This is a genomic window from Pseudomonas sp. BIGb0164 (genome assembly GCF_024810135.1).
GTDB lineage: Bacteria > Pseudomonadota > Gammaproteobacteria > Pseudomonadales > Pseudomonadaceae > Aquipseudomonas.
Genome location: NZ_JANUEA010000003.1, coordinates 125,891 through 137,670, shown reverse-complemented (window position 1 = coordinate 137,670; position 11,780 = coordinate 125,891). Strand labels below are relative to the sequence as shown.

Here is an 11,780-nt window from a genome sequence, read left to right as displayed (position 1 = left end):
GGGCATCCAAACGAATTTTCTGGAGTTAAGTTTCCATGGCCAAGATCGCCCCGCAATTGCCTATCGAAGTCGACAGCGAAACCGGTGTCTGGACCTCCGACGCCCTGCCGATGCTGTACGTGCCGCGCCATTTCTTCGTCAACAACCACATCGGTATCGAAGAAGTGCTGGGCGCCGAGGCTTATGCCGAAATCCTCTACAAGGCCGGCTACAAGTCCGCCTGGCACTGGTGCGAGAAAGAAGCTGAATGCCACGGCCTGGAAGGCGTTGCGGTGTTCGAGCACTACATGAAGCGCCTGTCGCAACGCGGCTGGGGCCTGTTCAAGATCCAGGACATCGACCTGGACAAGGGCACTGCCAGCGTCAAGCTGGAACACTCGGCGTTCGTCTACGTGTACGGCAAGGTCGGGCGCAAAGTCGACTACATGTTCACCGGCTGGTTTGCCGGCGCCATGGACCAGATTCTTCAAGCGCGCGGTAGCCAGATCCGCACTGTCGCAGAGCAAGTCTACGGAGGCTCCGAAGAGGGCCACGATGACGGCCTGTTCACCGTCAAGCCGTTGTAAGCCGAGGACCGTGCCATGGCTTTCGAAGCAATGTTCCAGCCGATCCAGATCGGCAAACTGACTATTCGCAACCGCGTACTCAGCACTGCCCACGCCGAGGTGTATGCCACCGACGGCGGGATGACCACTGACCGCTATGTGAAGTACTACGAAGAGAAAGCCAAGGGCGGCATCGGCCTGGCGATCTGTGGCGGCTCCTCGGTGGTGGCCATCGACAGCCCGCAGGAATGGTGGAGTTCGGTGAACTTGTCCACCGATCGCATCATCCCGCACTTCCAGAACCTCGCCGACGCCATGCACAAGCATGGCGCCAAGATCATGATCCAGATTACCCACATGGGCCGTCGCTCGCGTTGGGACGGCTTCAACTGGCCGACGCTGATGTCACCGTCTGGCGTGCGTGAGCCGGTGCACCGTGCCACGTGCAAGACCATCGAGCCAGAAGAAATCTGGCGCGTGATCGGCAACTACGCCCAGGCTGCACGCCGTGCCAAGGCCGGTGGCCTGGATGGCGTGGAACTGTCCGCCGTGCACCAGCACATGATCGACCAGTTCTGGAGCCCGCGGGTCAACAAGCGTACCGATGAATGGGGTGGCACCTTTGAAGGCCGCATGAAGTTCGGCCTGGAAGTGCTCAAGGCCGTGCGCGCCGAAGTGGGCGATGACTTCTGCGTGGGCATGCGCCTGTGCGGTGACGAATTCCACCCGGACGGCTTGTCCCACGAGGACATGAAGCAGATCGCCAAGTACTACGACGACACCGGCATGCTCGATTTCATCGGCGTGGTGGGTTCGGGGTGTGACACGCACAACACCCTGGCCAACGTGATCCCGAACATGAGTTATCCACCGGAGCCATTCCTGCACTTGGCGGCCGGTATCAAGGAAGTGGTCAAGGTGCCGGTGCTGCACGCGCAGAACATCAAGGACCCGAACCAGGCCACGCGGATTCTGGAAGGCGGTTATGTGGACATGGTCGGTATGACCCGTGCACACATCGCCGACCCGCACCTGATCGCCAAGATCAAGATGGGCCAGATCGACCAGATCAAACAGTGCGTCGGCGCCAACTACTGCATCGACCGCCAGTACCAAGGGCTGGATGTGCTGTGCATCCAGAACGCCGCGACCTCCCGCGAATACATGGGCGTGCCGCACATCATCGAAAAATCCACCGGGCCAAAACGCAAAGTCGTGGTGGTGGGGGCCGGCCCTGCCGGGATGGAAGCTGCGCGCGTCGCCGCCGAGCGTGGCCACGATGTGACCCTGTTCGAGAAAAAAGAATTTATCGGAGGGCAGATCACCACGGCGTCCAAGGCGCCGCAGCGTGACCAGATCGCCGGTATCACGCGCTGGTTCCAGCTGGAACTGGCTCGCTTGAAAGTCGACCTGCGCCTGGGCGTGGCGGCCGATGCCGATACCATCCTGGACTTGCGTCCGGACGTGGTGGTGCTGGCGGTCGGTGGCAACCCGAACGTCGAGCAGAACGAACACTGGGGCGCGGCTGAAGGCTTGGTCGTCAGCAGTTGGGACGTGCTCGACGGCAAAGTCGCGCCGGGCAAGAACGTGCTGGTGTACGACACCATCTGCGAATTCACCGGCATGTCGGTGGCCGACTTCCTGGCCGACAAAGGCAGCCAGGTCGAGATCGTCACCGACGACATCAAGCCGGGCGTGGCCATTGGCGGTACGTCGTTCCCCACCTACTACCGCAGCATGTACCCCAAAGAAGTGATCATGACCGGCGACATGATGCTGGAAAAGGTCTACCGCGAAGGCGACAAGCTGGTGGCGGTGCTGGAGAACGAATACACCGGCGCCAAAGAGGAGCGGGTGGTGGACCAGGTGGTCGTCGAGAACGGCGTGCGCCCGGACGAAGCCATCTACTACGCACTCAAGGAAGGCTCGCGCAACAAGGGCCAGATCGACGTCGAAGCGCTGTTCGCGATCAAGCCGCAGCCGTGCTTGAGCGAGGCGGGTGACGGGTACTTGCTGTTCCGCATCGGTGACTGTGTGGCGCAGCGCAATACCCACGCTGCGATCTATGACGCCCTGCGCTTGTGCAAGGATTTCTGACGAGGTGAACTCGGTCAAATGTGGGAGCGGGCTTGCTCGCGAAGGCGGTGTGTCAGTCGATACATCCGGTGGCTGAACCACCGCTTTCGCGAGCAAGCCCGCTCCCACATTCAGGGCCAGTTTCACAGTAGACCTGTGTGGTCTGTGGGAGCTTCACCATGCTGAACACCCTTCTTCCCATCCTGCTGTTCGCCGCCCTGGGCCTTGCCGTCCTCGGCGCCCTGCGCCGGGTAAACATGTGGCGCCGTGGCCGTGCGTCCAAGGTCGACTTGCTGGGTGGCCTGTTGGCCATGCCCAAGCGCTACATGGTCGACCTGCACCACGTGGTCGCCCGCGACAAATACATCGCCAACACCCACGTCGCCACGGCGTTGGGCTTTGTGCTGTCGGCGCTGCTCGCCATTCTGGTGCATGGCTTCGGCCTGCATAACCGCATCCTCGGTTATGCCTTGCTGTTGGCCTCGGTGCTGATGTTTGTCGGTGCCACGTTCGTGTATCTGCGCCGTCGCAATCCGCCGTCACGCCTGTCCAAAGGCCCGTGGATGCGCTTGCCGAAGAGCCTCATGGCGTTCTCGGTAAGCTTCTTCCTGGTCACCTTGCCGGTGGCCGGGATTCTGCCGGCGGACTTCGGCGGCTGGTTGCTCGCGGCATTGCTCGGTGTTGGCGTGCTGTGGGGCGTGTCCGAAATGTTCTTCGGCATGACCTGGGGCGGCCCGATGAAACACGCCTTCGCCGGCGCCCTTCACCTGGCCTGGCACCGCCGTGCCGAGCGCTTCGGCGGTGGCCGTTCCACCGGTTTGAAACCGCTGGACCTCAGCGATAAAACCGCGCCCCTGGGCGTGGAAAAACCCAAGGATTTCACCTGGAACCAGCTGCTCGGTTTTGACGCCTGCGTGCAGTGCGGTAAATGCGAAGCCGCGTGCCCAGCGTTCGCTGCCGGCCAACCGCTGAACCCGAAAAAACTTATCCAGGACATGGTGGTCGGCCTGGCCGGTGGTACCGATGCCAAGTTTGCCGGCAGCCCTTACCCGGGCAAAGCCATTGGCGAACATGCTGGCAACCCGCACCAGCCGATCGTCAACGGCCTGGTGGATGCCGAGACCCTGTGGTCCTGCACCACCTGCCGCGCTTGCGTGGAAGAGTGCCCGATGATGATCGAGCACGTGGACGCCATCGTCGACATGCGCCGCCACCTCACCCTGGAAAAGGGCGCGACCCCGAACAAGGGCGCCGAAGTCCTGGAGAACCTGATCGCCACCGACAACCCCGGCGGTTTTGCACCGGGCGGGCGGCTGAACTGGGCGGCGGATTTGAACCTGCCTTTGCTCAGCGAAAAAGGCACCACCGACGTGCTGTTCTGGGTCGGCGACGGCGCTTTCGACATGCGTAACCAGCGCACCTTGCGTGCGTTCGTCAAAGTGCTGAAAGCGGCCAATGTCGACTTTGCCGTACTCGGCCTGGAAGAGCGCGACAGCGGTGACGTGGCTCGCCGGCTGGGCGATGAAGCAACGTTCCAGTTGCTGGCCACGCGCAATATCCAGACGCTGGAAAAGTACGGCTTCAAGCGCATCGTCACCTGCGATCCCCACAGTTTCCACGTGCTGAAAAACGAGTACGGCGCCTTCAACGGCAACTACCTCGTGCAGCACCACAGCACCTTCATGGCCGAGCTGATCGGCGAGGGCGCGTTGAACCTGGGCCAGCACAAGGGCAGTAGCGTGACCTATCACGACCCGTGCTACCTGGGCCGCTACAACGGCGAATACGAGGCACCGCGCCAAGTGCTGCGGGCGCTGGGTATCGAGGTCAAGGAGATGCAGCGCTCGGGCTTCCGTTCACGCTGCTGCGGCGGCGGTGGCGGGGCGCCGATCACTGATATTCCCGGCAAGCAACGTATCCCGGACATGCGCATGGAAGACATCCGCGAGACCGGCGCCGAGCTGGTGGCCGTGGGTTGTCCACAGTGCACGGCGATGCTTGAGGGTGTGGTCGAACCGCGCCCACTGATCAAAGATATTGCCGAGCTTGTTGCTGATGCATTGCTCGAAGACGCCGCACCGGCAAAAGCTCCTTTAAAGCGTGAACCTGCGGAGGTGCTCTGATGAGCGACATTATCCGCCGCGACCCCCGGGCCGAATGGATTGCCCGCAACCGCTTGCACCCGCTGCATGCGGCGATGCAGCCGGTGCAACACAGCTGGATGGGGCCCAACGGCGTCATCCGCAAGCATGTACATGGCGTCGGTTTTATCGGCCCCAACGGCATCAAGCGCATCGACCGCAGCGGCGCCCAGCAGGGCGGCGCGGCCAAGCGCACGGCGGCGGTGGAAGTGCAGTTGCCGTTGCACCAGGTGCCAGCGCCTGCGTTCTACATCAACGTGGTGCCGGACATGGTCGGCGGCCGCCTGAGCAGCCACGACCGCGACTTGCTCGGCCTGGCGCGGCAGTTGGCCGGCAGCGACGGCGCCGTGCTGGCGGTGGTGTTTGGCGAGCACAAGGAGACGGCCTTCGCTGCGGCCGGTGTCGACCGCCTGCTGGTGTTGGAAGGTCACGCATTCGACGGTTATTCACCGGAACAACGTGTCCAGGGCCTGCGGGCTGTGGATAACCAATTCAACCCGCGTCATTGGCTGCTGCCCGACAGCCGCAGCGGTGGCGGTGAGTTGGGACGGCGCTTTGCCGCCAGCCTCCAGGAACGCCCGGCCACGCGTGTCTGGCAGATCAAGGGTAACGAGTGCATCGGCCGTGCCGGTGCCGGCCAGGAAGACTTGGCCCGCCCTCTGCCGCGCCTGATCCTGGCGGCCGCCGAGTGCGCCGATCCGGTCAGCGAAACCCGGCACGAAGCCTTGCCCGTGGAGTTATCCACACCCCTGGCCCGCAGCCTGCCGCGTATTGAAGACCTCGGCGCAGTGGCGGTGGACCCGGCGGCGATTCCCATGGCCGAGGCGGAATTCATTTTCTCTGGCGGCAACGGCGTGAAGGACTGGGCGCTGTTCCACCAGACCGCCGCTGCACTGGGCGCTACCGAAGGCGCTTCGCGGGTGGCGGTGGACGACGGCTTCATGGCGCGTGATCGCCAAGTCGGCGCCAGTGGCACCTGGGTTACGGCGCGGGTGTATGTGGCGGTGGGGATTTCCGGGGCGATCCAGCACCTGCAGGGCATCGGTGCCTGCGACAAGGTGGTGGCGATCAACCTGGACCCTGGCTGCGACATGATCAAGCGTGCCGACCTGTCGGTGATCGGCGAAAGCGCCGCGATCCTGCACGCCTTGATCGCAGCGGTCGAGGCCTACCGCAACGGCGCCAAGCGCGATGCAGCTTAAGGAGTTGGCCATGACCACGAATGTAATCAGCCTGGTGTCCATCGGCGCCCACCCGACTTCCGGGCGCCCGCGCCGTGCCGAGCAGGACGCGCGCGCCGTCGAGCTGGGCCTGCAAATGGCTGGGGATAAGTTGCAGGTGCTCCACGCCGGCAACATCAACGAGCCGACCCTGCGCAGCTACCTGGGCATGGGGTTGCCCCAATTGCAGGTGCTGGAACAACCGGCAGGCAGCGATGCCTTGCCGGTGCTCAGCGACTACCTGCGCGAGGCAGGTGCCCAGGTGGTGCTCGCCGGCAGCCAGGCGGAAACCGGCGAAGGCTCGGGCATGCTGCCATTCCTGCTCGCCGAACAATTGGGCTGGCCGTTGATCGTCGGGCTGGCGCAAGTGGAGTCCATCGACGGCGGCGTGGCCCATGTGCTGCAAGCCTTGCCACGCGGCCAGCGGCGCCGCCTGAAGGTGCGCTTGCCGTTCCTGGCCACGGTGGATAACGCCGCGCCCAAGCCTCGGCAAAGTGCCTACGGCCCTGCGCAACGGGGTGAGCTGGCAGCCCACGAGGTCGAGGTGGAAGAGGACGAGTTATTCACAGGCGCCGTGCTGCAACCGGCTAAACCTCGGCCAAAGCGTCTTAAGGTGATCAAGGCCAAGAGCGGTGCCGATCGGATGAAAGCCGCGACCGCCAAGGCCAGTGGCGGCGGCGGGCAGGTGCTCAAGGGCCTTAGCCCGGAAGCGGGCGCCGAAGCCATCCTCAAGCTGCTCGTTGAAGAAGGCGTCGTACGCTAACCACCCCCCCAAACCACTGTAGGAGCCGGCTTGCCGGCTCCTACTGTGGGCTTACCCACAATCCCTGTTGACCCGTCTGTGGATAACCTGTTCGCGGCTGTCCACACCCCTTGCAAATCAAGCCCTTTAGTCCTCTGTACGAAAAACAACCAGGGTAACTGGCGGTTTTTCCTGGGTTTTTTCCCTGTGCGCACTGGCGTTTACACACAGACTTGCCCCCAAAGTCTGTTGGCGCTTCTGTGGATAAGATGTTCGCTCTCGGCTGAGAGCCTTATAAAACGTGGCTTACACAGGCTTGGGCAAAAAACGACCAATTTGATGCTGGAGCCCTTAAAACCCCCGGCTCATGACGGTCTGGTGGGGTTTTCCACAAGGTTTTTGAAGTTACACCCAATCTCTGTTGGTGGCTCTGTGGATAAGGTGTTTGCGTACCGCTACAGGCCTCTACCTACGTGGCTTGTAGGTGTTTGATCAATAAGTGAGCAATGCATGCTGAAACCCCATGACTTGAATAAGTCACGGATTTTCTTCAATTAAATTCAGGTGAATAGCACAGTTGCCCACAATTGCTGTGGGTGGCTTTGTGGATAAGTTGTTGGGTAACGGCTGGAGGGCAGGTCGCTAAAGGGTTTCAAGAGGGTTGATCAAATGTTGAACACTGTGCAGTTGCAAATGTGGGAGCTGGCTTGTCGAATCGTCGCACCGCTGCGATGAGTGCAGTGAATTCACCGCCGTTATCGCAGGCAAGCCAGCTCCCACAGTTTGGTCTTTGTGGGCTCTGTTACTCGTGTACCGCCACACCCTTGAGGTAAGGCGCTGGCGCCGCCCCCAGGTTGCTCAGCATGCGCTCGCTGTACCAGTCCACGAAGTTCACCACGCCGAACTCATAGGTCTTGGAGTACGGGCCAGGCTGGTAGGCGGTGGAGTTGATGCCACGCTGGTTCTCTTCGGCCAGGCGGCGGTCCTGGTCGTTGGTGGCGTCCCACACTTCGCGCATGCGCGCCGGGTCGTAGTCCACGCCTTCCACCGCGTCCTTGTGCACGATCCACTTGGTGGTGACCATGGTTTCCTGGGCGCTGATCGGCCACACGGTGAACACGATGATGTGGTCGCCCATGCAGTGGTTCCAGGAGTGCGGCAGGTGCAGGATGCGCATCGAGCCCAGGTCCGGGTTCTTGATGCGCCCCATCAGCTTGGCGCAGCCTTGCTTGCCGTCCATGGTCATCGACACGGTGCCCTTGAGCAGCGGCATGCGCACGATACGGTTGCGCAGGCCGAAGCTGGCGTGGGCGTAAGGGATCTTCTCGGCATCCCAGGCAGCGGCGGAGGCGGCTACGTGGTCCTTGAAGGCCTGGTCGGCACGCGGGTCGGTGACGTCGTCCCATTCCAGCAGGGTTTTCAGCAGTTCGGGGTGCGACGCGTTGCAGTGGTAGCACTCGCGGTTGTTTTCCAGCACCAGCTTCCAGTTGGCTTTTTCCATCAAGGTGGTTTGCACCGCCACCTTGGTGTTTTCCATGTCGTACGGTTCCATGTAGTGGGTGAGCGTCGACAGGAAGTCATCGATGGCCGGCGGGTTCTCCGACAGGCTGATGAAGATGTAGCCGCCTGCGGTCTTCACGTTCACCGGCTTCAGGCCGTATTGCTTCATGTCGAAGTCGGCGCCCATCTCGGTGCCGGCGAACAGCAGGCGACCGTCCAGCTCGTAGGTCCACTGGTGGTAGTGGCACACGAGTTTGGCGACCTTGCCCTTGTCGCTGGTACACAAGCGCGAACCACGGTGGCGGCAGACGTTGTGGAACGCATGCACCACGCCTTCGGCGCCACGGATCACGATGATCGGGTTCTTGCCCACTTGCAGGGTCAGGTAGTTGCCCTTGGTGGGGATCTCGCAGGTCATGCCGGCGATCAACCACTCCTTCTGGAAGATCTCCTGCATGTCGATATCAAACAACCGCTCATCAGAGTAGAACGGCTGTGGCAGCGAAAAGGTGCGCTCGCGTTCTTGCAGCATTTGCGCGGTGGCCTTGCGTGCGGGTTCCAGCGGATCGCCCAAGCTTAAGGTTGCGGTGACGTCCATCGTGTAGGTCCTCATGGCCATTCTGTGTGGCCGAGATAAGTGGCTAATCAGGTTTGCAGCAAGGCGTAAAGAAAGCGTCGTTGTTGGGAGCGAGTGTGGGGCCGCCGATGGGCTGAACCTTATCCATGGGCGACATGGCCCAATCTGTTCCCGACGCGCAACCCTAGGTCGTTGGGGGCTGGTCGCGATAAGTATGTGAATGTCGCAGATAGGTAAATGGGTGGTTCTGGCGTTACGCAGAATCGCCACCATAAGGCCGATGTCGGCGGTGGAGAACAACATGTCCAATAATTTCCTGAATCCGGTAACCACCCAGACCTGGGCCAATGGTCGGCACATTGTCCGTTGCGTCAAAGTCATCCAGGAAACCTGGGACGTGCGCACCTTCTGCTTCATGGCCGACCAGCCGATCCTGTTCTTTTTCAAGCCGGGGCAGTTCGTCACCCTGGAGCTGGAAATCGAAGGCCAGCCGATCATGCGCTCCTACACCATTTCCAGCTCACCGTCGGTGCCTTACAGCTTCTCGGTGACCATCAAGCGCGTACCGGGTGGCAAGGTGTCCAACTGGCTGCATGACACGCTTCATGAAGGTCAGGAGCTGGCAGTGCACGGGCCGGTGGGCCTGTTCAATGCCATCGACTTCCCAAGCCCGAAAGTGCTGTACCTCAGCGGCGGCGTGGGCATCACCCCGGTGATGTCCATGGCGCGTTGGTTCTACGACACCAACGCGAATGTCGACATGACGTTTATCCACAGCGCCCGCTCGCCCAAAGACATCATCTATCACCGCGAGCTGGAGCACATGGCGTCGCGGATCGACAACTTCAGCCTGCACCTGATCTGTGAGAAACACGGGTTGGGTGAGCCGTGGGCCGGTTATCGTGGTTACCTGAACCACAAGATGCTCGAACTGATGGTGCCGGACTTCCTGGAGCGCGAAGTGTTCTGCTGCGGGCCTACGCCCTACATGAATGCGGTGAAGCGCCTGCTGGAAGTGGCCGGGTTCGACATGACGCGTTATCACGAGGAATCCTTCGGTGCCACGCCACCGGAAGCCCGTGCCGATGCGGTCGAACAGGCCGAACAAGCCGCCGACGCGCCGGAAATCGACCTGGCGGACCTGCACCAGGTGGAATTCATTGCCTCGGGCAAGAGCATTCGCGTGGCCCCGGGCGAAACCGTGCATGCGGCCGCGGCCAAGCTTGGCCTGTTGATTCCAAAAGCCTGCGGCATGGGCATCTGCGGCACGTGCAAGGTGATGAAACTGGGTGGCGAAGTCGAGATGGACCACAACGGCGGGATCACCGAGGAAGACGAAGCCGAGGGTTACATCCTGTCGTGCTGCAGCGTGCCGAAAGGCGACGTGCGTATCGAATTCTGAAGGCTAGCACCGCCCCTGTAGGAGCCGGCGTGTGTGGGAGCGGGCTTGCTCGCGAAAGCAGTGTGTCAGTCGCTTATCTGGTGACTGACACTCCATATTCGCGAGCAAGCCCGCTCCCACATTAGGGGTTATTGGGCGTAGATGTGGACGACGAAGTGCTGGCCTGATGCTGTCAATTCATAGGCTTTATCGTAGATCCGCAATGTCCTTGATGGCTCGCGGATGGTGTCGCCCACTTTTGCGTACTTGCGGAACTCATCCCAGTCAATGACGGTGGTGCTGACGCTGCCGTCGCTTTCGAGGGTGTTGCCGATGCTCTGATATTCCATGGTTTAGCTCTCTGTTGGATGTCCATTTCCGGCCGGTCATTCGGCAGGTTGTCGTACCCGAAAGGAGAGCCGCTGCAGCGGCGTTTTCCTTCCGGGTTCCAAGAGGCTAGACAATGAAAATGCAGCGTGAGGCTGTCAGAAATATCAAATAACAGACTCGGCACTGCGCCAGTATCAGGCGCCCATCACTTCCCGAATATCCGCCGCCAGTTCTCTTACACGCTCTTCCTCGGTATCCCACGCACACATGAACCGTGCGCCACCTTTGCCGATGAAGGTGTAGAAGCGCCAGCCCTTGGCCGTCAGTGCGGCGATGGCAGGTTCCGACAGTTGCAGGAACACGCCGTTGGCCTGCACCGGGAACATCAATTCCACGCCGGGGATGTCCGCCACCAGGCTGCTCAGCAGCTGCGCGCAATGGTTGGCGTGGCGCGCGTGTTTGAGCCAGGCGTCGTTTTCCAGCAAGCCCACCCAGGGGGCCGAGAGGAAGCGCATTTTCGAGGCCAACTGGCCCGCCTGTTTGCAGCGGTAATCGAAGTCTTCAGCCAGCTTGTGGTTGAAAAACAGGATCGCTTCGCCCACGGCCATGCCGTTCTTGGTGCCGCCAAAGCACAGCACGTCCACCCCGGCTTTCCAGGTCAGGTCCGCTGGCGAGCAGCCGAGGAATGCGCAGGCGTTGGAGAAGCGCGCGCCGTCCATGTGCAGGTTCAGGCCCAGCTCTTTGCAGGTGACGCTGATGGCGCGGATTTCATCCGGGGTGTACACGCTGCCCACTTCGGTGGCCTGGGTCAGGGTGACCACGCGGGGTTTCGGGTAGTGGATGTCCTGGCGCTTGAGGGCGATCTCGCGGATCGACTCCGGCGTCAGCTTGCCGTTTTCGGTACGGGCGGTGAGCAGCTTGGAGCCGTTGGAGAAAAACTCCGGCGCGCCGCATTCGTCGGTCTCGACGTGGGCGGTTTCCGAGCAAATCACGCTATGGTAGCTCTGGCACAAGGACGACAACGCCAGGGAGTTGGCGGCGGTGCCGTTGAAGGCGAAGAACACTTCGCAGTCGGTTTCAAACAGGTTGCGGAAACCGTCGGCTGCGCGGTGGGTCCATTCATCGTCGCCATAGGCGCGCTGATGGCCCTGGTTGGCTTGTTCCATGGCGGCCCAGGCTTCCGGGCAGATGCCGGAATAGTTGTCGCTGGCAAATTGTTGGCTCTTGTCGGTCATGGCCCATTCCTGTGGTCGATGTTGGTGCGCACT

The 11,780-nt window shown here is 61.6% G+C and carries 9 protein-coding genes; 6 read left to right on the top strand and 3 right to left on the bottom strand.

The genetic code is table 11. The annotated features are described in order from the left end of the window. Window positions 1-35: 35 nt before the first annotated feature. The 5 genes from M2394_RS08435 (at window position 36) to M2394_RS08415 (ending at window position 6,745) form a co-directional block, all read left to right on the top strand. Window positions 36-566 (top strand): DUF5943 domain-containing protein, encoded by a 531-nt coding sequence (locus M2394_RS08435; protein ID WP_178920183.1) that lies wholly within the window; start codon window positions 36-38, stop codon window positions 564-566. 15 nt (window positions 567-581) lie between these two features. Next, the gene (gene dgcA, locus M2394_RS08430) at window positions 582-2,642 is read left to right on the top strand and encodes a dimethylglycine demethylation protein DgcA (protein WP_259172108.1); all 2,061 of its coding nucleotides are present in this window, start codon (window positions 582-584) and stop codon (window positions 2,640-2,642) included. Window positions 2,643-2,800: 158 nt separating this feature from the next. Continuing rightward, complete coding sequence (gene dgcB / locus M2394_RS08425; RefSeq protein WP_259172107.1) at window positions 2,801-4,744, top strand: dimethylglycine demethylation protein DgcB; 1,944 nt, start codon at window positions 2,801-2,803, stop codon at window positions 4,742-4,744. Further along, window positions 4,744-5,964, top strand: a complete 1,221-nt coding sequence (locus tag M2394_RS08420; RefSeq protein ID WP_178920185.1) for an electron transfer flavoprotein subunit alpha/FixB family protein — start codon at window positions 4,744-4,746, stop codon at window positions 5,962-5,964. Before dgcB ends, M2394_RS08420 begins: the two co-directional genes overlap by 1 nt. A gap of 10 nt (window positions 5,965-5,974) precedes the next feature. Then, on the top strand, window positions 5,975-6,745 hold the full coding sequence (locus tag M2394_RS08415) for an electron transfer flavoprotein subunit beta (protein ID WP_176996675.1): 771 nt from the start codon (window positions 5,975-5,977) through the stop codon (window positions 6,743-6,745). Window positions 6,746-7,526: 781 nt separating this feature from the next. Here M2394_RS08415 and gbcA read toward each other — a convergent pair. Next, window positions 7,527-8,822, bottom strand: a complete 1,296-nt coding sequence (gene gbcA / locus M2394_RS08410; RefSeq protein ID WP_016972861.1) for a glycine-betaine demethylase subunit GbcA — start codon at window positions 8,820-8,822, stop codon at window positions 7,527-7,529. 280 nt (window positions 8,823-9,102) lie between these two features. On the opposite strand from gbcA, the gene gbcB reads away from it, so the two are divergent. Further along, on the top strand, window positions 9,103-10,203 hold the full coding sequence (gene gbcB, locus M2394_RS08405; protein ID WP_028618224.1) for a glycine-betaine demethylase subunit GbcB: 1,101 nt from the start codon (window positions 9,103-9,105) through the stop codon (window positions 10,201-10,203). Window positions 10,204-10,331: 128 nt separating this feature from the next. On the opposite strand, the gene M2394_RS08400 is transcribed toward gbcB, so the two are convergent. Further along, window positions 10,332-10,532, bottom strand: a complete 201-nt coding sequence (locus tag M2394_RS08400; protein WP_178920186.1) for a hypothetical protein — start codon at window positions 10,530-10,532, stop codon at window positions 10,332-10,334. Between the two features lie 174 nt (window positions 10,533-10,706). After that, a complete protein-coding gene (locus M2394_RS08395) occupies window positions 10,707-11,747 on the bottom strand; it encodes a low specificity L-threonine aldolase (RefSeq protein WP_016972857.1) in 1,041 nt (346 codons plus the stop codon). Window positions 11,748-11,780: the final 33 nt, after the last annotated feature.